Here is a 21318-nt window from a genome sequence, read left to right on the forward strand (position 1 = left end):
TTGACAGGTGTCTAGAAACCGGATGTGTTGCCGATGAGCGTCTGGACCGACAAGTCGTCGAACCTGCTGGTCGACGGTGAATCCATCCCCGGCTCCGGAGGGCGGTTCGAAACCGCGAATCCCGCCACCGAAGAAGTGCTCGGCACGGCGGCCAACGCGACCACCGCCGACCTGGACCGGGCGATCGGGGCCGCGCGGCGGGCGTTCGACGAGACGGAGTGGTCCCGCGACCTCGACCTGCGCGTGCGCTGCTTGAAGCAGCTCAGCGCGGCGCTGCAGGGCCACGCCGAGGAGTTGCGGGAGCTGACGATCGCCGAGGCCGGGGCGCCGCGGTTCCTGACCGGTGGTGCCCAGCTGGACGCGCCGATCGCCGACCTCGCCCACTTCGCCGACGTGGCCGCCGGTTACGAGTGGACCCGCGACCTCGGCGTCGCCGAGCCGATGGGGATGCCGAGCAGGCGGTGGACCCGGCGCGAGGCCGTCGGCGTGGTCGCGGCGATCACGCCGTGGAACTTCCCGCACCAGATCAACCTCGCCAAGCTCGGTCCGGCGCTGGCGGCGGGCAACTCGGTGGTGCTCAAACCCGCCCCGGACACGCCGTGGTGCGCGGCGGCGGTGGGGGAGGTCCTGCTGAACGAGACCGACATCCCGCCAGGTGTGGTCAACATCGTGACCTCGGACGATCACGCGCTCGGCGCGCAACTGTCGTCCGATGAGCGGGTGGACCTGGTGTCGTTCACCGGATCGACCGCCACCGGTCGTGCGGTGATGGCGGCAGCCGCGCCGGGCATCAAGCGCACCTTCCTGGAACTGGGCGGGAAGTCGGCGTTCGTCGTCCTCGACGACGCCGACCTGGCCGCGGCCTGCGGCTTGGCGGCCTTCACCGTCTGCACCCACGCGGGGCAGGGGTGCGCGCTCACCACGCGGCTGCTGGTGCCCCGCGCCCGCTACGACGAGGCGGTGGAGGTGACGGCCCAAGCGCTGCGCGGCATCGGCGTGGGTGACCCCGACGAGCCCGGAACCGTGTGCGGACCGGTGATTTCCGCGCGTCAGCGGGAGCGGGTGGAGGGCTACCTGGAACTGGCCCGACAGGAAGGCGGCCAGTTCGCCTGCGGTGGTGGCCGGGCGGAGCGGGACCGCGGGTTCTTCGTCGAACCGACGCTCATCACCGGGCTGACCAACGACTCCCGGGTGGCTCGCGAGGAGATCTTCGGGCCGGTGCTGGGGATCATGCCCCACGACGGCGACGACGACGCGGTGCGCATCGCCAACGACTCGCCCTACGGCCTTTCGGGTGCGGTGCACGGCCAGGACCTGGAGCGGGCGCGGGCCGTGGCGTCCCGCATCCGCACCGGGACGATCAGCGTCAACGGTGGCGTCTGGTACGGCGCCGACGCGCCGTTCGGTGGTTACAAGCAGTCGGGCATCGGCCGCGAGATGGGTGTCGCGGGCTTCGAGGAATACCTGGAGACCAAGCTGATCGCCGAACCGGCGTAGAGCGAGGAGGACGCGATGGGGCGTTTCGAGGGCAAGGTCGCCGTGGTCACCGGGGCCGCGCAGGGCATCGGCGAGGCCTACGCCCGTGCGCTGGCCACCGAGGGCGCGCACGTGGTGGTCGCCGACCTCAACACCGCAGCGGGGGAGAAGGTCGCCGCGGAGATCAACGCCGACGGCGGCAGCGCGGCGTTCGTGGAAGTCGACGTCTCCTCGCCGGAATCGACCGCGGCGATGGCCGATTTCGCGGTGCAGCGGTTCGGCGGGATCGATCACCTGGTGAACAACGCCGCCATCTACGGCGGCATGAAGCTCGACCTGCTGTACACGGTGGACTGGGACTACTACAAGAAGTTCCTGGGCGTGAACATGGACGGCGCGCTGCTGTGCGCCCGCGCCTGCGTGCCGCACATGCAGGAACGCGGCGGTGGCTCGATCGTCAACCAGTCCTCCACGGCGGCCTGGGTGTACTCCGGCTTCTACGGGCTGGCCAAGGTCGCGGTCAACGGCCTGACCCAGCAGCTCGCGCACGAGATCGGTGGCATGGGCGTGCGGATCAACGCCATCGCCCCGGGGCCGATCGACACCGAGGCCACCCGCGAGACCACCCCGCCGAACATGGTGAAGGCGCTGGTCAGGGGGATGGCGTTGAAGCGCATGGGGCAGCCCGAGGACCTGGTGGGCATGTGCCTGTTCCTGCTGTCGGACGACGCCGCGTGGGTGACCGGGCAGATCTTCAACGTCGACGGCGGGCAGGTGATCCGCTCGTGAGCGCGGTCGGTTTCGTCGGCCTCGGCCACATCGGCGCCCCGATGGCCCGCACGCTCCTGGACTGGCCGGACGGCCTCGTCGTGCACGACCTGCGGCCCGAGGTCGTCGCCGAGTTCGTCGACCGGGGCGCCCGCGCGGCGACCACACCCGCCGAGGTGGCCCGGCACGCCGAGGTCATCTCGGTGATGGTGCGCGACGACGCGCAGGTCGAAGAGGTGGTGTGCGGCCCGGAAGGGCTGCTGGCGGGTGCCGCTGAGGGGACGGTCCTGGCGATCCACTCCACCATCGACGAGACCACCGCGCCCCGGCTCGCCGAACTGGCCGAGATGCGCGAGGTCGCCGTGGTGGACGCTCCCGTCAGCGGAGGACCGATGGGGGCCGATCAGGGCAACCTCGCGGTGATGGTCGGAGGCGCGGAGGAGGCCTTCAGCCGATGCGCAGCGGTGTTCGAGCACTGGGCCGGGCGCGTGGTGCACACCGGCGAGGTCGGGTCCGGGACCCGCTGCAAGCTCGCCCGCAACCTGCTGCACTTCGTGTCCTTCGCCGCCACCGCGGAAGCGCAGCGGTTGGCCGAGGCGGCCGGTGTGGACCTGCGCGAGCTCGGCGAGATCGTGCGGCACACCGACGCGATCACCGGCGGACCCGGCGCGATCATGCTGCGCACCGACACCGCGCAGCTGTCGGCATCGGACGACTGGTACCCGATCTTCAGCAACGTCCGCGACCTCGGCGAGAAGGACCTCGCGCTGGCCCTGCGGCTCGGCGAGCGGCTCGGCGTCGAGCTGCCGCTGGCCGGCCGCGCGCTGCGCGACCTGGCCGCCGAACTCGGCGTCGCACGGGAGGCGACATGAGCGATGAGCAGCGCAAACGCGGCCTGGCCAAGATGGGTGAGGTCTACGGCTGGGACGTTTCCGACGGACCCGGTGACTTCTTCGCCGTCACCGTCGACCACCTCTTCGCCGAGATCTGGTCCCGGCCAGGCCTGAGCCTGCGCGACCGGCGGCTGCTGCTGCTGGGCGCGCTGGCCGCGCAGGGCCTCGACGACGTCGCCGACATCCAGGTGCGGGCCGCGCTGGGCAACGACGAGCTCGACGCCGAGCAGCTGCGCGAGATCGGGTTGTTCCTGACCCACTACGTCGGCTGGCCGCTGGGCACCAAGTTCACCATGCGCATCGAGAAGATCCTCGGCGAGGAGGACCACACATGAAGTACGGCATCGTGCAGTTCACCAGCGACCGCGGCCTCCCGCCCGCGATCGCGGCGAAAGCCGCCGAGGAGGCCGGTTTCGACTCCTTCTGGGTGCCCGAGCACACCCACATCCCGGTCAAGCGCGAGGCCGCGCACCCCGGCACCGGGACCGAGGAGCTCCCCGACGACCGCTACCTGCGGACGCTGGACCCGTGGGTGGCGCTGTCGATGGTCGCCGCGGTGACCTCGCGGATCCGGCTCGCGACCGCGGTCGCGCTGCCGGTCGAGCACGACCCGATCACCCTCGCCAAGACCATCGCCACCCTCGACCACCTCTCCGGCGGCCGGGTGAGCCTGGGGGCGGGCTTCGGCTGGAACATCGACGAGCTCACCCACCACGGCGTCCCCAAGGCCAAGCGGCGCACCGTGCTGCGCGAGTACGTCGAGGCCATGCAGCAGCTGTGGTGCGAGGAGGAAGCCGAATACCACGGCGAGCACGTCGATTTCGGGCCCAGCTGGGCCTGGCCCAAGCCGATCCAGCAACCGCGGCCCCCGGTGCTCATCGGCGCCGGCGGCACGGAGAAGACCTTCACCTGGATCGCCCGGTCCGCCGACGGCTGGATCACCACCCCCACCGAAGGCGAGATCGACGACAAGGTCGCCCTGCTGCAACGCACCTGGAAGGAAGCCGGGCGCGAAGGCAAGCCGCAGATCGTGGCGCTCTCCGGAAAACCCGACTTCGACGCGCTGGCCCGCTGGGAGCAGATCGGTGTCACCGAAGTCCTCTTCGGCTTCCCCGAGAAGGGCGAGCAGTGGGTCGCGGAGTACTTCCAGCGCCTCGCCGGCAAGCTCAACATCACCCGGTAGGACGAAGCTCTCACAATTTCGCGAGAAATTCGACGGCGCCGTGCAGCGGTCGAATTTCTCGCGAAATTTGAAATGGTCGCCCGGTCAGGTGGGTTCGCAGATCACCACGGGGATCTCGCGCTCGGTCCAGGACTGGTAGTCGTCGAAGTCCGCGTACATCTCGACCAGGCGGGGCCACAGCTCGGCCCGCTCCTGCGGGCTGGCCGTGCGGGCGCGCATCCGGCGGACGTCGCGCTTGATCTGGACCGTGACCTCGGGGTTCGCCCTGATGTTGTGGTACCAGGCCGGGTGCTGGGGCAGGCCGCCCTGCGAGGCGACCAGGACGACCCGGTCGCCGTCGGACATGTGCAGCAGCGGTGCGGTGCGGGGCTGACCGCTGCGACGGCCGGTGGTGGTGAGCAGGCAGATCGGAACGCTCTTGCGGAAACCGGCGCCGATGCGCCAGTTCCCGCCCAGCCTCCCGCCGGTGAGCCGGTAGAGCTTCGTGTTGGCCCGCGAGGCCACCTTGATGACCTTGCCGACCATCGGCGAATCCAGCTGCGGTGGGCGTTCTTTCGGCATCCGCTCAGTCCTCCAGCGACAGCGCGGCCTTCGGGCAGGACTGCACGGCCTGCTCGATGGAATCCCGCAGCTCGGCCGTGGGTTCGGCGATGATGTGGAGGTTGTCGTCCTCATCGATCTCGAAGACGTCGGGCGCCACGGCCTCGCACATGCCGTTGGCCTCGCACAGGTCGAAGTCGACCACGATCTTCATCAGCACTCCCGTTCTCTCGCGGATCACCACAGCTCGACCGGCGCCGTGCCCCTGCGGTAGTGACCGGGCTGCGGCACGCCGGACGCGGCGACCTCCATGCGCTTCTTCATGCCGGGTGAGAGCACGTCGGCCTTGATCATCTCCAGGAAGAGGTGCGCGGCGTTGCCGAAGTCGAAGAAGTCCCGCTGCCACGACCACCGCATGTTCCCGCCGTAGCGGAACCAGCTGCCGCCGATGCCCGCGACCTGGTACGGCGTGCCGTCGGGTCGCTTCGCGTCGGCGATCTGCTTCCACAACCCGATCACCTCACCCTGCTCGTCGTCGATGAGCACCCGCTCGTACGGGTAGCTCCAGCCCTGCAGGCCCTCCATCTCCACGCCCAGGGCGATGTCGCGGATCTCGTCGCGGCCCACCGTCATGAAGTCCTCGTTGGGCCCGGTGTTCCAGCCGTAGGTGGCGTCCTCGGTGTAGAGCTGCGCCAACGGTTTCCAGTCGCCGAGCCGTTCGCACCGCTCGTTCTCGTCCAGCCAGAGCTGGACCATGCGCTCCAGTTCTTCCCGAGGGTGTGCGGGCATGTCAAGCCTCCTCGATGCTCAAAGCCTGCGTGGGACACTCCCGCACAGCACGTTCGACCTCGCCGCGCAGATCCGCCGGCGGCTCGCTGACCAGCACTTCGACCTTGCCCCGCTTGGGCACCGAGAACACCTCCGGCGCCTCCAGCTCGCACATCGCGTGCCCCTGGCACAGGTCGAGGTCGCACACGACTCGCATCACGACTCCTTCCGGCGGCGGTAGGTCACCCGGCACGGCTGGGCGAGCTGGACGACCATCTTCGAGTGGTCGTTGCGGTAGGACTCCGGTGGCTGCGCCAGCTCGAACTCGAAGTCCCGCAGCAGCACCGAGAAGATGGCCTTGAGCTGCATCATCGCGAAAGCCGCACCGACGCAGCGATGCCGACCGGCGCCGAAGGGGATCCACGTCCAGCGGTTGACCAGGTCCTCCTGGCGCGGCTCGGCATAGCGCTCCGGGCGGAAGGCGTCGGGATCGGGGAAGTCCTCCGGGATCCGGTTGGAGATCGCCGGCGTGGCCGCCACGAAATCACCCCGCTCGATGCGATGTCCCCGGACGTCGAAGTCGCCCTGGGCGACCCGCAGCAGCAGGATCAGCGGCGGGTGCAGCCGCAACGCCTCCTTGATCGCCCCCTCCAGCCGCGGAATCGCGCGCAGCGAGCGGAAGCTCACCTCGGAACCGTCGGCGTAGAGCTCGTCGAGCTCGCCCACCACCCCGTCGAGCACGCCGGGGTTGCGCAGCAGCTCGATCAGCGTCCACGCGGCCGTTCCGGAGCTGGTGTGGTGCCCGGCGAACATCATCGAGATGAACATGCCGGTGATCTCGTCGGCGCTGAACCGCAGCTCGCCGACCTCGTCCTTGACCGACATCAGCACGTCGAGCATGTCCCGCTCGTCGCGCGGCGGCTTCCCGGCGGCGGCGCGGCCGTCCATGATCTCCTGCACCAGCCGCACCAGACCGGCCCGCGCCTCGTCGCGGCGCCGGAAGCTCTCGATCGGCGCGTGCGGGTCGACGTAGGCCAGCGCGTCCGTGCCGCGCTCCAGGTCGTGGTAGAGCTCGGCGAAGCGGTGGTCGAGCTGGTCGCGGAACCGCTTGCCGATCAGGCACGCCGAGGAGGTGTAGATGGTCAGCTCGGCGAAGAAGTCCAGCAGGTCGATCTCGCCCTCGTCGCCCCAACCGGCCACCATGCGCGCGATCTCGGCGTCGATGGTCTGGGCGTGCCCGCGCATCTGCTCACCGCGCAGCGCCTGGTTGTGCAACATCTCCTTGCGCCGCTCCGGCGGGGCGTCGAACACCACGCCCGGCCCGAAGATCGGCCTCATGAACGGGTAGGCGGCGGCCTGGTCCAGGTCGTCGTCGGAGGAGCGGAAGAAGAACTCGTTGGCGTCGGCGCCCGACAGCAGCACCACCCGGCGCCCGGCCAGGTCGAAGGTGCCCACGTCGCCGCACTCCTCGCGGACCCGGCGCATCAGCGCGATCGGGTCGGTGCGCAACTCCTCGAGGTGGCCGTGCTCGTCGTGGCCACCGGAAACCTGTTTCGGAGCGAGCAGGGTCATCGGTCCTCCAGGGGTGCCTCGGGCTCGACCTCGATCAACGTCAGGTGCACGCCGCGCGGAGCCGACACCACGTGGTGCACGGCGTCGGCGATGTCGGAGGCGCGCAGGAAGTACGGGTGCCGCGCCAGGCCCCACTTGACCCAGTCGTTGAGCACGGCCTCGGTGGTCTCGTCGTCCCACTGCATGCCCATCGAGGTGAACGTGGGGCCGGGTCGCACGACGCTCGCGCGCACGCCGGTGCCCTCCAGCTCCATGCGCATGGTGCGCGCCATCGCCTCCAGCCCGGCCTTGGCGGGCACGTAGGCGCCCATCCGGGGTCGGGGCTTGGGGACCACGTCGGAGCCGATGAACACCACGTCGCCGCGCTTGCGCTCCACCATGCCGGGCACCACCCGGGACACCAGCCGGTGCGCGCCGCCGAGGTGGACGTCGAGCTGCCCGTGGAAGCGCTCGCCGTCCATCTCGTGCACCAGGTCGGCGTCGAGGTCGCCCGCCCCGTAGACCAGGATCTCGATGTCGCCGAGCTCGTCGGCGGACCTGGTGACGAAGGCGCTGACCGAGTCCTCGTCGGTGACGTCCAGCGGCACGGCGATGGCCTGACCGCCGTCGGCGCAGATCTTCTCGGCCAGCTCCTGGCACTTGTCGAGGCGACGCGCGCCGAGCGCCACCGGGTGACCGGACGCGGCCAGCGCCTGCGCGGTGGCGGCGCCGATGCCGGCCGAGGCGCCGGCGATCGCGGTCGGCCTGCGCTGCGGGTTCGGTTCGAATCTGGGCATGGCTACCTGCTTTCCACGCGGACGGGCAGCGTCGCGAAGCCGCGCACGTTGCTGGAGTGCACCCGCTGGGCGCGGTCGGTGTCGACGTCGTAGGACTTGACCAGCTCGACGAATTCGGTGAGCGCGATCCGCGCCTCCAGCCGCGCCAGGTGCGCGCCGAGGCAGAAGTGCGTGCCGCCGCCGAAGCTGACGATCTGGGTGTCGGTGCTGCGGTCGAGGTCGTAGCGGTCGGCGTCGTCGAAGGCGCGCGGATCGCGGTTGGCCGCCCCGATCAGCAGCAGCACGCGGGATCCGGCCGGGATCGTGGTGCCGTGCGAGCGGATGTCCTCGGTGGCGGTGCGGGCGACCATCTGGCTGGAGGTGTCGTAGCGCAGCGTCTCCTCGATCCAGTCGGTGACCCGGGTCGGGTCGGCGAACGGCTTGGCCTGCTCGCCGGGGTTGCGGTGAGCCCAGTACACGGCGTTGGCCAGCAGTTTCGTCGTGGTCTCGTTTCCGGCGACGACCATCATGAACAGGAACGCGATGATCTCCTCGTCGCTGAGCCGGTCGCCGTCGATCTCGGCGTCCAGCAGCGCGGAGGTGAGGTCGTCGGTGCGCTCGCGGCGACGTTCGGCGAGCATGTCGGCGTAGTAGGCCACCAGGTTCAGGGAGGCCTCCACCGCCGGCTGCGGAACGTCGAAAACGCCTTCCTCGCGGTGCATCACGGTGTCGGCGAGTTCCCGCAGCCGGTCGCGGTCGGCTTCCGGGACGCCCATGAGCTCGGAGATGACGTCCATCGGGAACTTGCCCGCGAAGTCGGCGACGAAGTCGAACTCGCCGGATTTCAGCGCCGGGAGCAGGTGGTGGCGGGCCAGTTCGAGGATGCGGGGTTGCAGGTCGCGGACCCGGCGCGGGGTGAACCCGCGCGAGACCAGCGAGCGCAGCCGGTTGTGCCGGGGATCGTCCATGCCGAGGAACGACATCGTCTTGTGCGCGTCGGGTCCCCAGGCCGCGGGGTCCAGCGAGACGCCGTTGGCGTTGGACAGCCGCGTGTTGTCCCGGAACAGCGCTGCGACGTCGGAATGGCGTGACAGCGCCCAGAAGTCGAGCTCGTCGTTGCGGTAGACCGGCGCCTCGTCGCGCAGCCGCGCGTAGATCGGGTACGGGTCGGAGTGCACGGCGTAGTCGTAGGGGCTGAACACGACATCACTGGACATGTGTCCAGACGCTAGTACGGAAAGTTCCCCCTCGGCAAGCCCGCTCTCGGCTGAATCGAGAACAAGTTCATCCGGTTATCGCCCCATATTGCGAGGTGGGTTCCCTTATGTCGAGAACGTGTTCTAGTCTCGACTGCGGACGGGTTCGGCTCGGCAGGGAGGGCGGCGAATGGGACGGCTCGCGGGAAAGGTCGCACTGGTCACCGGCGCGGCACGAGGGCAAGGCGCGGCCATCGCGCGCGGCTTCGTCGCCGAAGGTGCCTCGGTGGTCATCGGCGACATCCTCGACGCACCGGGCAAGGAACTCGCCGACGAGCTCGGCGAATCCGCGAGCTACGTGCACCTCGACGTCTCCGACGAGCACGACTGGACCGCCGCGGTCGACCGCGCCACCGAACGCTTCGGCCGGCTCGACGTCCTGGTCAACAACGCCGGCGTGCTGATGTTCTCCGCGCTGGAGGACACCTCGCTGGCCGACTACGAGCGCATCGTGCGGGTCAACCAGTTCGGCACCTTCCTCGGCATGCGCGCCGCGACACCGGCGCTGACCTCGGCCGGGGGCGGGTCGATCGTGAACTTCTCCTCGGTCGAGGGCATCGGTGGCATGCCGCAGCTGGTGGCCTACACCGCGAGCAAGTTCGCCATCCGCGGCATGACCAAGGCCGCCGCGACCGAGCTGGGCCCGCGCAACATCCGGGTCAACTCCGTGCACCCGGGCATGTTCGACACCGGCATGACCCGGCAGTTCACCGGCGAGGGCACCGATCTCACCCCGATCGGCGAGATGGTTCCGCTCGGCCGCATCGGCCAGCCCGAGGACATCGTCGGCCTGGTGGTCTTCCTGGCGAGCGAGGAGAGCACCTACTGCACCGGTGCGGAGTTCGTGGCCGACGGCGGGGCCACGGCCACCCACGCCTACTACCGCCGCTGACACGTCGACGTGAGGAGCGCGGTATGGGCGCCGAGGTCGTGATCGAGGGGTTGAGCAAGTCCTTCGGGCCGCAGACGATCTGGCGGGACGTGGACTTCACGCTGCCCGCGGGGGAGGTCTCAGCGCTGCTGGGTCCCTCGGGGACCGGGAAGTCGGTGTTCCTGAAGTCGATGATCGGGCTGCTGAAACCGGAGAGCGGGCGGTGCCTGGTCAACGGCGTCGACATCTGCTCGTGCGGTGAGGACGAGCTCTACGAGATCCGCAAGCTCTTCGGGGTGCTGTTCCAGGACGGCGCGCTGTTCGGGTCGATGGACCTGTTCGACAACGTCGCGTTCCCGCTGCGCGAGCACACCCGCAAGACCGAGGCGGAGATCCGCCGAATCGTGCTGGAACGCATGGAGATGGTCGGGCTCACCGGTGCCGAGGACAAGCTGCCCGGCGAGATCTCCGGCGGCATGCGCAAGCGCGCCGGACTGGCCCGCGCGCTGGTGCTGGACCCGGAGATCATCCTCTGCGACGAGCCGGACTCCGGGCTCGACCCCGTGCGCACCGCCTACCTCTCGCAACTGCTGATCGACCTCAACGCCCAGCTCGACGCCACGATCCTGATCGTCACCCACAACATCAACGTCGCGCGGACCGTGCCCGACAACCTCGGCATGCTCTTCCGCCGGGAACTCGTCCTGTTCGGACCCCGCGAAGTGCTGCTGACCAGCGAGGAACCGGTGGTCTCGCAGTTCCTCGGCGGGCACCGGACCGGGCCGATCGGGATGAGCGAGGAGAAGGACCAGGCCAGCGTCGACCGCGAGCGGCAGTGGCTGGCCAGCGGCCGGATCGCCGCCGAGCAGCGGGTCACCGGCGTGCCGCCGCAGCTGCCGGTCAGCGACGGGTTGCCGGAACGTCAAGCCGTGCGGCGCAGGCAGGACCGGGTGCTGGGCATGCTCGACGAACTCCCGCCCGCGGCTCGCGACAGCGTGCTGCGCAGCATCAACTCCCAGCCGGCGGCAACACCCGGTCGGTGATGCCCGCCACGTGCGAGGCCATCTCCTCCATCGGCAGATAACCGCTGCCCGCCAGCACGAGCGATCCCACGAACGCCGTCATCACGGCCTCCAGCGCCGAGCGGTCGGCGTCGCCGACCGCGTCGGTCAACCGCCGGTAGACCTCGCGGCCGATCTCGTCGCGCAGCCGCTTGACCTCCTGCTGATCGGCCAGCAGCGCCGTCGTGCAGGCGCGCACCAGGGCCGGTTCGGCGGCCAGCATGCGCGCGATCGTGTCCACCACCTGCGCGACGTCCTCGCCCGGCTTGCCGGTGCGGCGGTCCTCGCCGCTCGGCGGCAACGCCTGGACCCGCTTCCAGAACACGGCCGTGACCAGGTGCTCCTTGGAGGAGAAGTAGGAGTAGGCGGTGGCGCGCGAGACCTCGGCGCGCTCGGCCACCGACCGCACGGTCATCGAACCGAAACCGCGGCTCTCCAGCTCCTCGACCGTGGCGTCCAACAACCGGCGAACGGTATCCGCACGCCGACCTTCGACGAACTGACGCACAGGCTCGGTCATGCGATCAGCCTAACGCCCGGAGTCGCGACGTGATTTCCTGGTCGCATCGCTCCGTGTGAGAACTGCCCGGAATTCGCTCGTGGGCGACACAAACCGATAACGTGTTCTACGTCGTGGGAATTCATCGGAGGAGGAGTCGGACCGTCAGTTCCAGGCGGTTGGAGACGTCGGTGGCCGAGGCGCGCCGGGTCACCCACGCCACCAGGTTCGACAGCCACACGTCGCCGATCACCCGGGCCACGGCCACCTGCTCCTCGCTGGGCTCACCATCGCTCATCACCGCGATGAACATGCCCTCCATCATCCGGTTCGCCGCGTCCACCTCGGTGGCCGCCGAGGCGTCGGCCGACATCAGCGCGCGGGTGACGGCCTCGGAGAGGTTCGGGTTGCGCTGGAAGGCGCGGGTGAGCCGGCCGAGCACGAACAGCAGTCGCTCGTAGGGGGAATCACCGCGGACCGGGGAGCGGTCCAGGCGTTCCTGGATCCGCTCCAGCTCCCGGACCAGGCTCGCCACCAGCAGGTGGATCTTGGACGGGAAGTAGCGGTAGAGCGTGCCCAGGGCGACGTCGGCGCGCTCGGCCACGGCGCGCATCTGCACCGCGTCGAACCCGCCCTTGTCGGCCAGGGTCATGGTCGCGTCGATGATCCGCTTGCGGCGGTCGCGCTGGGCGGTGGCGGTGAGCTCCTCGTCGGCCATCGCGTTGAGCGCGTTGGCGCCCTGGCCGTTCCGGTTGGCCGCAGAAGTCATCGACGCAGAGCCCCCTAGCCCCTTGGCGGAAAGGCGGATCGCGCCAACCGCGAGATCACGTTAACACGGTGCGTTCGGTAACTCGTTTCACCTGCGTTTCGAACTCATTCGCCGGTATCGGGGACTTCGAGGATTCCTTCGCGGATGGCGTGCTCGATCGTGGCGCGCAACCGCGGGCAGGTGTCGACCAGCGCCGGGTGCTCACCGTCGGCGATGCGGGCGGAGATCTCCGGGCACTCGCCCGTCGAGGTCGTCCACTGGATGCTGGTCTGCTCCGGGCTGAGCTTCTTGACCAGCACCCGCACCCCGCACGTGGCGCAGGGCAGCGGGCGCAGGCCTCCCTCCAGGTACAGCCGCTGGTCGGCGGTGGTGCTGGGCGGGACGTCGGTGCGCGCGGCCGTCATGACTTGCCGACCTCTTCGGCTTCGCGGCGGGCCAGGTTCTCGGCGACCTCGGCCTCCCACGCCTGCACGGCGCGCGTGGTGTCGACCTCGAACTCGAAGCGGGCGGTCATCTCCTCGCTGACGTCCTCGACGTCCACGTAGAACTGGTCGTACCAGCGGCGCAGCTGGTAGACCGGCCCGTCCTCCTCCACCAGCAGCGGGTTGTCGATGCGCGACTTGTTCTTCCAGATCTCCACGTCCTGCAGGAAGCCGACGCCGAAGGACTTGGCGAACTTGCCGGCCACCATGTTGGCCTGCTCGTCGTCGAGCCCGGGCAGCTTCTTGACCGACACACCCCACTGCAGCACGAAGCTCGTCGGCGAGACCGGGTAGTGGCAGTTGATCAGGAAGGCGTCGATCGGCGTGCCCTTGAACTCGGTCCAGAGCCGGTTGATCATGTACGACGGCCCGTAGTAGCTGGCCTCGGAGCGCAGCGTCGTGTCGTCACCGGCGTAGTTGCCTTGCGAGGCGCCCACGTCGGGACGGCCGCGCGAGCGCAGGTACTGGGTGGCGACGTGCCCCTCGAAGATGTTCTTGAAGTACGTCGGGAAGGCGAAGTGCACGTAGAAGAAGTGCGCCATGTCCACGACGTTGTCGATGATCTCGCGGCAGTTGGAGTTGTCGATCTGCACCCGGTCCCAGGTCCAGTTCGACCACTCGTCGGTGAAGACCTCGTCGATCTGCGGGATCGTGACCTCCGGCGGGGGCGGGTTGCCCTGCGGATCGTGGTAGACGAACAGCTGCTTGTTCTCCTCCAGCGTCAGCCAGGAGCGGGTCCGGGCGCGGCCGGGAACCCGCTTGGCGTAGGGGATGGAGGTGCAGCGCCCGTTGCCGCCCCAGCGCCAGTCGTGGAACGGGCAGGCCACCGAGTCGCCCTTGATCTCGCCCTGGGTGAGGTCGCCGCCCATGTGCCTGCAGTGGCCGTCGAGCACGTGCAGCGCGCCCTGGCTGTCGGCGAAGACCACCAGCTTGGTGCCGAAGGCGTGCACGGCGTGCGGCTTGCCGTCCTGGAACTCCTCGACGGGGCCCAGGCAGTGCCACCCCCGGGCGAACCGTTGCGGCGGGGCACCGGCATCGATCGTGCGCACCCCGTGCTCACGCTCCGTCCCGCTCATCGCGTCCCTCCGTAAGTCACGTGTTGTATGTGAAACAGGTTATAGGAATAGGGGGCATCTACGCCATTGGCTAACGTCGATCGATTGGAAGAAAAATAGAACATGTTATAGAAGGTGGAGTTCGTAGCCGCCGCTCGCGCGGGTCCAGACCGGGTCCGACGTGCTGAGCGCCTCGGCGGCCAGCTCCCGCTTGAGCACCTTGTGCGTGGAGGTCCGGGGCAGTTCGGGCACCAGCCGGACGTGGCTCGGCCACTGCTTGGGGCCCAGATCCGCCTGCGCGGCCAGGAAGTCCGCCAGCGACGCCGGGTCGAAGTCCCCGGTGGTGGTGATCGCCGCCATCACCGCGTCGCCCACCTCCGCGGGCACCGCGTACACCGCGGCCTCGCGGATGTGCGGGTGGCGCAGCAGGATCCGCTCGATCGGGGCGGTGCCGAGGTTCTCCCCGTCCACCCGCAGCCAGTCGCCCGAGCGCCCCGCGAAGTAGCAGAACCCGTCGGCGTCGAGGTAGCCGAGATCGCCGCTCCAGTACATGCCCTCGCGCATCCGCTGCGCGTCGGCCTCGGGGGCTCCGTAGTAACCGGCGAACCAGCCGGGGCCGGTGGTGTTGACCAGCTCGCCGATCGCCGCGTCGCCGTTGAGCAGCCTACCGGCGGAGTCGAATTCAGCAGGAGGGCAGGGCTTTCCGGTGTCCGGGTCGAGGACGGCCACGCCGTCGGTGGCCTTGCCGAGCGCGCCCGCCGGGGTGTCCGGGGTGCGTGAGACGGCGATGCCGCCCTCCGAGGAGCCGAAGCCGTCGACGACGTGGCAGCCGAAGCGCTCGGCGAAGCGGGCGATGTCGCGCTGGTTGCCCTCGTTGCCGTAGACGACGCGCAGCGGGTTCTCGGCGTCGTCCGGCTTCTCCGGGGTGGCCAGCACGTAGGACAGCGGGGTGCCGACGTAGTTGGCGTAGGTCGCGCCGAACCGGCGCACGTCCGGCAGGAAGCCCGAGGCGGAGAACTTCGGCCGCAGCGCCAGGGCCGCCCCCGCGGCCAGGCCGACCGACCAGCCCGCCATCAGCGCGTTGGAGTGGAACATCGGCATCGAGACGTAGGCGACGTCGGCGCCGCCGAGCCCGAAGCGGTCCGCCAGCATCCGGCCCGGGAAGGCGATCTTGGCGTGCGTGCAGCGCACCGCCTTCGGGTCGCCACCGGTGCCGGAGGTGAACACCAGGGCCAGCAGGTCGTCGCCGGTGGCGGGCACCGGATCCAGCGGCGAACCTGCGCGGTGGGTGATCTCGTGGCGCCACGAGTCCAGCGCGAACACCTGAACCCCTTCCAGGGCAAGGTCTTCCAGCAGGGGCGCGTACCCGGGGTCGGCGAGCACGATGCGGCAGTCGGACAGCCGGATGTCGCGCTCCAGCGCGGCACCCCGGCGGGTCGGGTTGAGGCCGACCACCACCGAACCCGACAGCGCCGCGCCGCCCAGCAGGAACGAGAACTCCGGGACGTTGTCCAGCAGCACGCCGACGTGCGGCGGCTCGCCGTCCGGCAGCAGCTCGCGCAGCAGCGCGGCGCGCTCGGCGCTGTGCCGCACGTGCTCGGCCCAGGTCCACTCGCAGTCGTCGGTGCGCAGCCCGGGGCTGTGGTCATCAGCCCTGGCCAGCAGCAGTTCGGTGATCGTGGGCATGACCTCCGGCCGCTCCAGCGGGGAGCTCATCGCGCCGCCAGGCCCGCGCCGATCCGGCGCAGCTGCGCGGTCGCGCCCCCCAGGGTGAACTCGCCGCGCTTGGCCGCCACGAAGTAGCGGTGCAGCTCGTGGTCGAGGTCGATGCCCACCCCGCCGTGCACGTGAACTGCGGTGTGCGCCAACCGGTGTCCGGCCTCGGCGGCCCAGAACTTCGCGGTGGCGGCCTCTTCGGCGCAGGGCAGGCCTTCGGAGGCCAGCCAGGCGGCCTGCCACAGCGTCAGCTTGGCGGCTTCGACGTCGATGAACCCGTCGGCCAGCCGTTGCGCGACGGCCTGGAAGCTGCCGATCGGGCGGCCGAACTGCACCCGCTCGCCGGCGTAGGCGCTGGTCCGCTCCAGCGCACCGGAGAGCACGCCCACCTGCACCGCGCACACGCCGATCGTCGCCCGGACGATCAGCTGGTGCAGCGCCTCGGCGCCGAGCACGTCCCCGTCGCTGATGCGCACGCCGGACAGCGCCAGCCATCCCTCGCCGTCGCCGTCGACGATCTCCTGCCGCTGCATCTCGGCACCCGGCTCGCCGGGCCTGACCAGGAAGATCCGGGGTCCGTCGTCGGTGGCGGCGGGAACGAGCACGAGATCGGCGATGGGACCTGCGGGAACGTTGACCTTCGTGCCGGTGAGCACCCAGTCATCCCCGTCGCGCTCGGCGCGGGTGGTGGGGGAGCCGGGGTCCGCGCCGCCGTCCTCGGTCAGCGCGGCGGTGAGCACGACCTCGCCGCGCGCGGCGGGTTCGACCCAGCGCCGCCGGTGCTCGTCGGTGCCGGATTCGGCCAGCGTCGTCGCGCCCATCGTGATCGACGGCAGGTAGGGGACCGGAGCCACGGCGCGGCCGATCTCGATCAGCACGCTGCACTGCTCCAGCAACCCGAAACCGCCCTCGGGGAGCGCGGCGGTGAGCACGTCGGCCTTGGCCAGTTCAGCCCACAGCGCCCGGTCGAAGCGGTCGTCCTGCTTCTCGACCTCGCGCAGCCGCTCGTTGGTGGCCCTGTCGCCGAGGATGCGGCCGACCAGCCCGGCCAGGTCCTCCTGGGCCTCGGTCAAGGTGAAGTCCATGTCGCCTCCAGGGAGGTGGTGTGCGGGAGTGGGCAGTTCGCGCCCGAAGCGTCCGGGCGAAGAGGACTTCGATCGCGGGTAGTTCTGGCGAGAACTGGTCCTGGTCAGCGCTTCGCGGGAGGGAGGCCGAGGCCGACGGCAGCGATGATGTCGCGCTGCACCTCGTTCGTCCCGCCGCCGAAGGTGAGGATCAGCGCCGATCGGTGCATCCGCTCGATGCGCCCGGCCAGCGCGGCGCCCTTCGAACCCGAGCGCACGTAGGCGGCGGTGCCCAGCACCTCCATGAGCAGCCGGTAGGCCTCGGTGGCGAACTCGGTGCCGAACACCTTCGTCGCCGACGCGGCGGCCGGGTCGGGGTGCTTCTCGGCGGTGGTGGCGATCTTCCAGTTCATCAGCTTCAGGAACTCCGCGCCCGCGTGCACCCGCGCGAGGTGCTGCTGCACCCACTCCTGGTCGATGACCCGCCGCCCGTCGGACAACCGGGTCTGCGCCGCCCAGTCCCGCACCTCGGTCAGCGCCAGCTGCAGCGGAGCCGCGGAGGTGAGCGCGACGCGCTCGTGGTTGAGCTGGTTGGTCACCAGCGGCCAGCCCTCGTTCTCGGTTCCCACCAGCGACGACGTCGGCACCCGCACGTCGGAGTAGTAGGTCGCGCTGGTGGTCGGCCCGGACACGGTGCGCACCGGGGTCCAGGAGAAGCCGGGGGAGGAGGTGGGCACGACGAGCACGCTCAGCCCGCGGTGCTTGCGCGCGTCGGGATCGGTGCGGCAGGCCAGCCAGACGTAGTCGGCGTACTGGATCAGGCTGGTCCACATCTTCTGGCCGTTGATCACGTAGTCGTCGCCGTCGCGCACCGCGGTGGTGCGCAGCGAGGCCAGGTCGGTGCCCGCCTCGGGTTCGGAGTAACCGATGGCGAAGTGGATCTCGCCTGCCGCGATCTCGGGCAGGAACTGGGACTTCTGCTCGTCGGTGCCGAACCGCATGATCGTGGGCGCGATGCTGTTGAGCGTCAGGAACGGCACCGGTGCGCCCGCGATGGCGGCCTCGTCGGTGAAGATCAGCTGCTCCAGCATGCTGCGGTTCTGCCCGCCGTACTCCTCGGGCCAGCCCAGCGCCAGCCAGCCGTCGGCCCCCATCTGCCGCACGAGCTGCTTGTAGGCCCCGCCGTCGCCGTAGTCGCCCTGCGAGAGCTCCTCGCGCAGCTCGGGCGTCATCAGATCGGCGAAGTAGGCGCGCAGTTCCTCCCGCAGCTTCTCGTGCTCGGGCGTGTAGGCGATGCGCATGCATCCTCCCGGGGTGGGACGCGCTTTGTGAAACACGTTTCTAAAATCATAGACCGCGCCGCGCGATCAGGTCGAGACCACACGGTCACCGCTCCGCTATCGAATGTGCAACGTGTTCTAGAGAGGATGTCGCGGCGCGTCCGAATGGAGCAGTGACCCCGGGTTGCTCCGGCTCGTTGAGTGACCAGGGCCACCGGGTGGTCGCCGCCGTGACCTGAAGGTGACCGAAAGGTCCGATCGTGTAGAACGGGTTTTATCTACCATTGCGCGGCGCTGTGGCTGAATTTCCTGCGAAGTCGGGCCATCTGGGCACGGCACTTGATACCTATCGAGAACACATTCTAGTGTGTGTTGGCTAACACCTCCCCGCGCCGTGGCGGGGTTGATCTGGTGAGGAGCGAGCCGGTGAAGGCAGCGGTGCTGAAGCAGATCGGCGACCCCGAACTCGACGTGCGCTCGGACGTGGCCACCACCGAGGTGGGGCCCGGCGAGGTGCGCGTGCGGGTCCGGGCCTCCGGCATCTGCCACACCGACCTGTCCGCGATGAGCGGCGGACTGCCCGCGCTCGCCCCCGGGATCATGGGCCACGAAGGCGCGGGCGAGGTCATCGCCGCAGGCGGGAAGGTCGACCACCTCCAGGCCGGGGACCGCGTCGTGCTCTCCTTCGTGCCGCCGTGCAACCGCTGCCCGGTGTGCCTGGGCGGCCAGCCGCACCTGTGCGAGGTGCACACGGTCGACGCCTTCGTCTCGCCGCGCTTCGAGGTCGGCGGCGAGCCCGCCTTCGGCTTCGCCGGCTGCGGCACCTTCGCCGAAGAGCTCGTGATCCCGGCCGAAGCCGCGATCAAGGTCGACGACGACGTGCCCTACGAGATCGCCGCGCTGATCGGCTGCGGCGTGCTGACCGGCGTCGGCGCGGTGGTCAACACCGCGCAGGTCGAACCTGGGGCCACCGTGGTCGTCATCGGCTGCGGCGGGGTGGGCATCTCGGTCATCCAGGGCGCGCGGATCGCCGGTGCCTCGCGCATCGTCGCGGTCGACCCGGTGGTCGCCAAACACGAGGCGGCGCTGCGCTTCGGCGCCACGCACGCCACCACGCCGGACGGGCTGGCCGACCTGCGCCAGCAGCTCACCGGCGGACGCGGTTTCGACTACGCCTTCGAGGTCGTCGGCCTGGCCGCGACCATCCGCGCCGCCTACGACGCGGCGCGTCGCGGCGGCGCCGCGGTGATCGTCGGCGCGGGCAGCGAGGAGCAGAAGGTCGAGTTCTCCGCCCAGGAGCTGTTCATCAACGAACGCAACATCGTCCCCTCCTTCTACGGTTCCGCCGACCCACGCCGGGACACCGGCCGGATGGTCGAGCTGTGGCGGGCGGGGCTGCTGGATCTGGAAGGCATGATCAGCCGGCGGCTGCCGCTGGCGGACATCAACGACGGGCTGGCGGCACTGCGCAGCGGCGACAACGCCGTGGTGCGCCAGATCGTCACTTTCGACCCGAGGTGAGGCGCAAGTGTCGAGTGTGGACGGAAAGGTAGCGATCGTCACCGGAGCCGGTGCCGGGCTGGGTCGGGCCGAAGCGCTCGCGCTGGCGCGCGCCGGGGCGAACGTGGTGGTCAACGACGTCACCGACGCGGCGCACGCCGTGGTCGCCGAGATCGAGGAGATCGGCACCAAGGCCGTCGCGGTCGTCGGCGACGTCTCCGACTCCGAGGTCTCCGCCCAGATGATGGCCGCCGCGACCGAACGCCTCGGCGGGCTGCACGTGGTGGTCAACAACGCCGGCCTGCTGCGCGACCGGATGCTGTTCAAGATGAGCGACCAGGAGTGGGACGACGTGCTGCGGGTGCACCTGCGCGGCCACTTCCTGCTGTCGCGCAACGCCACCGCGCACTGGCGCCAGGAGTACAAGGACACCGGCGCCACCAGCGGCAGCATCATCAACACCGCCTCCGAGGCGTTCCTGCTCGGCTCGGCGGGCCAGCCGAACTACGCCGCGGCCAAGGGCGGCATCGCCGCGCTGACCGTCTCCACCGCCCGCGCGATGTCGCGGATGGGCGTGCGCGCCAACGCGATCTGCCCCCGGGCGCGCACCGCGATGACCGCGGAGACCTTCGGCGACGCGCCCGGCGAGGGCGTGGACCCGATGTCGGTCGAGCACGTCGCCCCGCTGGTGACCTACCTCGCCGGGCCGTCCGCGCAGGCCATCAGCGGCCAGGTCTTCGTGGTGCACAGCGGAGTCGTCGCGCTGCTCGCGCCGCCCACGATCGAGCGGAAGTTCGCCGCCTCCGGCGAGCTCTGGACGCAGGAGGACCTGGAATCCGGTCTGGGTGCCTACTTCGCCGACCGCGATCCGGAGAAGTCCTTCGCGGCCAACGACGTCCTCGCCGTTCCGTAGCGCGCAGCGCCCATCCCGCCGGGCTCACAGGCGGCACGCAGCACCTTTTCCGTCAACGAGGCCGGGAGGAAGCATGGGTATCGAGGAGCGGCGGTCATGACCGCCCCGGTCGCCGGAGTCTCGACGGCCCTCGGCCACGTGGGCAAGATCGCCACGCTGGCCTGGGAGGTCGTGCGCTACACGCCGCGCAGGCCGTTCGCGGTGCGCGAGTGGATCCAGCAGGCCTGGTTCTTCGCCAGCGTCACCATCCTGCCGACCGCGATGGTGGCCATCCCGTTCGGCGCGGTGATCGCCATGCAGCTGGGGTCGCTGACCCAGCAGATCGGCGCCCAGTCGTTCACCGGTGCCGCCAGCGCGCTGGCGATCCTGCAGCAGGCCAGCCCGCTGATCACCGCGCTGCTGGTGGCCGGTGCCGGTGGTTCGGCGGTGTGCGCCGACATCGGCGCGCGCACCATCCGCGAGGAGATCGACGCGATGGAGGTGCTGGGCATCTCGCCGATCCACCGGCTGATCGTGCCCAGGGTGCTCGGTGCGGTGCTGGTGTCGTTGCTGCTCAACGGCCTGGTCAGCGTCGTCGGTGTGCTCGGCGGTTACTTCTTCAACGTGGTCCTGCAGGGCGGGACGCCCGGCGCCTACCTGGCCAGCTTCAACGCGCTGGCGTCGCTGCCCGACATCTGGGTCAGCGAGGTCAAGGCCGCCATCTACGGCTTCGTCGCCGGCGTGGTCGCCGCCTACCGGGGGCTCAACCCCTCCGGCGGGCCGAAGGGCGTCGGGGACGCGGTCAACCAGGCGGTGGTCATCACCTTCCTGCTGCTGTTCATGATCAACCTCCTGGTCACCGGCATCTACCTGCAACTCGTGCCGCCGAAGGGGTTGTGAGATGGCAGTCCTGGACAC

General features: G+C 70.1%; 24 protein-coding genes. 10 read left to right on the forward strand and 14 right to left on the reverse strand.

From position 1 onward, the window contains the following. Nucleotides 1-33 precede the first annotated feature (33 nt). Genes R4I43_RS24720 through R4I43_RS24740 form a run of 5 tightly spaced genes read left to right on the forward strand, consistent with a single transcriptional unit; the run spans nt 34 to nt 4320 of the window. Nucleotides 34-1497 (forward strand): aldehyde dehydrogenase, encoded by a 1464-nt coding sequence (locus R4I43_RS24720; protein WP_324268087.1) that lies wholly within the window; start codon nt 34-36, stop codon nt 1495-1497. Nucleotides 1498-1512: 15 nt separating this feature from the next. Continuing rightward, nucleotides 1513-2265: an SDR family oxidoreductase gene (locus tag R4I43_RS24725; protein ID WP_324268088.1), complete on the forward strand. Its 753-nt coding sequence runs from the start codon at nt 1513-1515 to the stop codon at nt 2263-2265. Beyond that, nucleotides 2262-3116, forward strand: a complete 855-nt coding sequence (locus R4I43_RS24730; protein ID WP_324268089.1) for an NAD(P)-dependent oxidoreductase — start codon at nt 2262-2264, stop codon at nt 3114-3116. Before R4I43_RS24725 ends, R4I43_RS24730 begins: the two co-directional genes overlap by 4 nt. After that, the gene (locus R4I43_RS24735) at nt 3113-3472 is read left to right on the forward strand and encodes a carboxymuconolactone decarboxylase family protein (RefSeq protein WP_324268090.1); all 360 of its coding nucleotides are present in this window, start codon (nt 3113-3115) and stop codon (nt 3470-3472) included. Before R4I43_RS24730 ends, R4I43_RS24735 begins: the two co-directional genes overlap by 4 nt. Then, on the forward strand, nt 3469-4320 hold the full coding sequence (locus R4I43_RS24740; protein WP_324268091.1) for an LLM class F420-dependent oxidoreductase: 852 nt from the start codon (nt 3469-3471) through the stop codon (nt 4318-4320). The genes R4I43_RS24735 and R4I43_RS24740 overlap by 4 nt, the downstream gene beginning before the upstream one ends. A gap of 84 nt (nt 4321-4404) precedes the next feature. On the opposite strand, the gene R4I43_RS24745 is transcribed toward R4I43_RS24740, so the two are convergent. Genes R4I43_RS24745 through R4I43_RS24775 form a run of 7 tightly spaced genes read right to left on the reverse strand, consistent with a single transcriptional unit; the run spans nt 4405 to nt 9172 of the window. After that, nucleotides 4405-4881, reverse strand: coding sequence for a nitroreductase family deazaflavin-dependent oxidoreductase (locus R4I43_RS24745; RefSeq protein ID WP_324268092.1), 477 nt, complete (start codon nt 4879-4881; stop codon nt 4405-4407). A 4-nt stretch (nt 4882-4885) separates the two neighbouring features. Beyond that, nucleotides 4886-5074, reverse strand: a complete 189-nt coding sequence (locus R4I43_RS24750; RefSeq protein WP_324268093.1) for a ferredoxin — start codon at nt 5072-5074, stop codon at nt 4886-4888. Between the two features lie 23 nt (nt 5075-5097). Beyond that, the gene (locus tag R4I43_RS24755) at nt 5098-5649 is read right to left on the reverse strand and encodes a Cif family virulence factor (RefSeq protein WP_324268094.1); all 552 of its coding nucleotides are present in this window, start codon (nt 5647-5649) and stop codon (nt 5098-5100) included. Between the two features lies 1 nt (nt 5650). Further along, on the reverse strand, nt 5651-5845 hold the full coding sequence (locus R4I43_RS24760; protein ID WP_324268095.1) for a ferredoxin: 195 nt from the start codon (nt 5843-5845) through the stop codon (nt 5651-5653). Continuing rightward, nucleotides 5845-7200 carry a cytochrome P450 gene (locus tag R4I43_RS24765; RefSeq protein WP_324268096.1) on the reverse strand — a complete coding sequence of 452 codons (1356 nt, stop codon included), beginning with the start codon at nt 7198-7200 and terminating at the stop codon, nt 5845-5847. Before R4I43_RS24765 ends, R4I43_RS24760 begins: the two co-directional genes overlap by 1 nt. Next, on the reverse strand, nt 7197-7976 hold the full coding sequence (locus R4I43_RS24770; RefSeq protein WP_324268097.1) for an SDR family oxidoreductase: 780 nt from the start codon (nt 7974-7976) through the stop codon (nt 7197-7199). The genes R4I43_RS24765 and R4I43_RS24770 overlap by 4 nt, the downstream gene beginning before the upstream one ends. 2 nt (nt 7977-7978) lie before the next feature. After that, entirely contained in the window at nt 7979-9172 is a 1194-nt protein-coding gene (locus R4I43_RS24775; RefSeq protein WP_324268098.1) for a cytochrome P450, read from the reverse strand. Between the two features lie 169 nt (nt 9173-9341). On the opposite strand from R4I43_RS24775, the gene R4I43_RS24780 reads away from it, so the two are divergent. Both R4I43_RS24780 and R4I43_RS24785 read left to right on the forward strand, forming a co-directional pair. Then, nucleotides 9342-10103 (forward strand): glucose 1-dehydrogenase, encoded by a 762-nt coding sequence (locus tag R4I43_RS24780; protein WP_324268099.1) that lies wholly within the window; start codon nt 9342-9344, stop codon nt 10101-10103. Between the two features lie 23 nt (nt 10104-10126). Further along, on the forward strand, nt 10127-11125 hold the full coding sequence (locus tag R4I43_RS24785) for an ABC transporter ATP-binding protein (protein WP_324268100.1): 999 nt from the start codon (nt 10127-10129) through the stop codon (nt 11123-11125). On the opposite strand, the gene R4I43_RS24790 is transcribed toward R4I43_RS24785, so the two are convergent. The 7 genes from R4I43_RS24790 to R4I43_RS24820 all read right to left on the reverse strand — a co-directional run bounded on the left by R4I43_RS24790 (nt 11091) and on the right by R4I43_RS24820 (nt 18029). Continuing rightward, nucleotides 11091-11663 (reverse strand): TetR/AcrR family transcriptional regulator, encoded by a 573-nt coding sequence (locus R4I43_RS24790; RefSeq protein WP_324268101.1) that lies wholly within the window; start codon nt 11661-11663, stop codon nt 11091-11093. The two genes, R4I43_RS24785 and R4I43_RS24790, sit on opposite strands and share 35 nt — an antisense overlap. Nucleotides 11664-11784: 121 nt before the next feature. Next, nucleotides 11785-12411 (reverse strand): cholesterol catabolism transcriptional regulator KstR, encoded by a 627-nt coding sequence (gene kstR, locus R4I43_RS24795; protein WP_324268102.1) that lies wholly within the window; start codon nt 12409-12411, stop codon nt 11785-11787. Nucleotides 12412-12515: 104 nt separating this feature from the next. Continuing rightward, on the reverse strand, nt 12516-12815 hold the full coding sequence (locus R4I43_RS24800; protein ID WP_324268103.1) for a hypothetical protein: 300 nt from the start codon (nt 12813-12815) through the stop codon (nt 12516-12518). Then, a complete protein-coding gene (locus tag R4I43_RS24805) occupies nt 12812-13969 on the reverse strand; it encodes a Rieske 2Fe-2S domain-containing protein (protein WP_324268104.1) in 1158 nt (385 codons plus the stop codon). Before R4I43_RS24805 ends, R4I43_RS24800 begins: the two co-directional genes overlap by 4 nt. A 105-nt stretch (nt 13970-14074) precedes the next feature. Further along, nucleotides 14075-15664 (reverse strand): long-chain-fatty-acid--CoA ligase, encoded by a 1590-nt coding sequence (locus tag R4I43_RS24810; RefSeq protein WP_324268105.1) that lies wholly within the window; start codon nt 15662-15664, stop codon nt 14075-14077. Further along, nucleotides 15661-16749, reverse strand: coding sequence for an acyl-CoA dehydrogenase family protein (locus R4I43_RS24815; protein ID WP_324268106.1), 1089 nt, complete (start codon nt 16747-16749; stop codon nt 15661-15663). The genes R4I43_RS24810 and R4I43_RS24815 overlap by 4 nt, the downstream gene beginning before the upstream one ends. Before the next feature lie 104 nt (nt 16750-16853). After that, nucleotides 16854-18029 carry an acyl-CoA dehydrogenase family protein gene (locus R4I43_RS24820; protein ID WP_324268107.1) on the reverse strand — a complete coding sequence of 392 codons (1176 nt, stop codon included), beginning with the start codon at nt 18027-18029 and terminating at the stop codon, nt 16854-16856. A 405-nt stretch (nt 18030-18434) separates the two neighbouring features. Between R4I43_RS24820 and R4I43_RS24825 the strand changes: the two genes are divergently transcribed. The 3 genes from R4I43_RS24825 (at nt 18435) to R4I43_RS24835 (ending at nt 21300) form a co-directional block, all read left to right on the forward strand. Continuing rightward, nucleotides 18435-19529: a zinc-binding dehydrogenase gene (locus R4I43_RS24825; RefSeq protein ID WP_324268108.1), complete on the forward strand. Its 1095-nt coding sequence runs from the start codon at nt 18435-18437 to the stop codon at nt 19527-19529. 7 nt (nt 19530-19536) lie between these two features. Next, nucleotides 19537-20421 carry a 3-oxoacyl-ACP reductase gene (locus R4I43_RS24830; protein ID WP_324268109.1) on the forward strand — a complete coding sequence of 295 codons (885 nt, stop codon included), beginning with the start codon at nt 19537-19539 and terminating at the stop codon, nt 20419-20421. A 96-nt stretch (nt 20422-20517) separates the two neighbouring features. Further along, nucleotides 20518-21300 carry an MlaE family ABC transporter permease gene (locus R4I43_RS24835; protein WP_324268110.1) on the forward strand — a complete coding sequence of 261 codons (783 nt, stop codon included), beginning with the start codon at nt 20518-20520 and terminating at the stop codon, nt 21298-21300. Nucleotides 21301-21318 lie beyond the last annotated feature (18 nt).

The sequence above is a fragment of the Saccharopolyspora mangrovi genome (genome assembly GCF_035320975.1).
In the GTDB taxonomy this organism is placed as follows: domain Bacteria; phylum Actinomycetota; class Actinomycetes; order Mycobacteriales; family Pseudonocardiaceae; genus Saccharopolyspora; species Saccharopolyspora mangrovi.

Bases quoted from the DNA above. Each gene is read 5' to 3' on its own strand.
- R4I43_RS24720 (WP_324268087.1), top strand. From the start codon at position 34: ATGAGCGTCTGGACCGACAAGTCGTCGAACCTGCTGGTCGACGGTGAA.
- R4I43_RS24725 (WP_324268088.1), top strand. From the start codon at position 1,513: ATGGGGCGTTTCGAGGGCAAGGTCGCCGTGGTCACCGGGGCCGCGCAG.
- R4I43_RS24735 (WP_324268090.1), top strand. From the start codon at position 3,113: ATGAGCGATGAGCAGCGCAAACGCGGCCTGGCCAAGATGGGTGAGGTC.
- R4I43_RS24740 (WP_324268091.1), top strand. From the start codon at position 3,469: ATGAAGTACGGCATCGTGCAGTTCACCAGCGACCGCGGCCTCCCGCCC.
- R4I43_RS24745 (WP_324268092.1), bottom strand. From the start codon at position 4,881: ATGCCGAAAGAACGCCCACCGCAGCTGGATTCGCCGATGGTCGGCAAG.
- R4I43_RS24750 (WP_324268093.1), bottom strand. From the start codon at position 5,074: ATGAAGATCGTGGTCGACTTCGACCTGTGCGAGGCCAACGGCATGTGC.
- R4I43_RS24755 (WP_324268094.1), bottom strand. From the start codon at position 5,649: ATGCCCGCACACCCTCGGGAAGAACTGGAGCGCATGGTCCAGCTCTGG.
- R4I43_RS24760 (WP_324268095.1), bottom strand. From the start codon at position 5,845: ATGCGAGTCGTGTGCGACCTCGACCTGTGCCAGGGGCACGCGATGTGC.
- R4I43_RS24765 (WP_324268096.1), bottom strand. From the start codon at position 7,200: ATGACCCTGCTCGCTCCGAAACAGGTTTCCGGTGGCCACGACGAGCAC.
- R4I43_RS24770 (WP_324268097.1), bottom strand. From the start codon at position 7,976: ATGCCCAGATTCGAACCGAACCCGCAGCGCAGGCCGACCGCGATCGCC.
- R4I43_RS24775 (WP_324268098.1), bottom strand. From the start codon at position 9,172: ATGTCCAGTGATGTCGTGTTCAGCCCCTACGACTACGCCGTGCACTCC.
- R4I43_RS24780 (WP_324268099.1), top strand. From the start codon at position 9,342: ATGGGACGGCTCGCGGGAAAGGTCGCACTGGTCACCGGCGCGGCACGA.
- R4I43_RS24785 (WP_324268100.1), top strand. From the start codon at position 10,127: ATGGGCGCCGAGGTCGTGATCGAGGGGTTGAGCAAGTCCTTCGGGCCG.
- R4I43_RS24790 (WP_324268101.1), bottom strand. From the start codon at position 11,663: ATGACCGAGCCTGTGCGTCAGTTCGTCGAAGGTCGGCGTGCGGATACC.
- kstR (WP_324268102.1), bottom strand. From the start codon at position 12,411: ATGACTTCTGCGGCCAACCGGAACGGCCAGGGCGCCAACGCGCTCAAC.
- R4I43_RS24800 (WP_324268103.1), bottom strand. From the start codon at position 12,815: ATGACGGCCGCGCGCACCGACGTCCCGCCCAGCACCACCGCCGACCAG.
- R4I43_RS24805 (WP_324268104.1), bottom strand. From the start codon at position 13,969: ATGAGCGGGACGGAGCGTGAGCACGGGGTGCGCACGATCGATGCCGGT.
- R4I43_RS24810 (WP_324268105.1), bottom strand. From the start codon at position 15,664: ATGAGCTCCCCGCTGGAGCGGCCGGAGGTCATGCCCACGATCACCGAA.
- R4I43_RS24815 (WP_324268106.1), bottom strand. From the start codon at position 16,749: ATGGACTTCACCTTGACCGAGGCCCAGGAGGACCTGGCCGGGCTGGTC.
- R4I43_RS24820 (WP_324268107.1), bottom strand. From the start codon at position 18,029: ATGCGCATCGCCTACACGCCCGAGCACGAGAAGCTGCGGGAGGAACTG.
- R4I43_RS24835 (WP_324268110.1), top strand. From the start codon at position 20,518: ATGACCGCCCCGGTCGCCGGAGTCTCGACGGCCCTCGGCCACGTGGGC.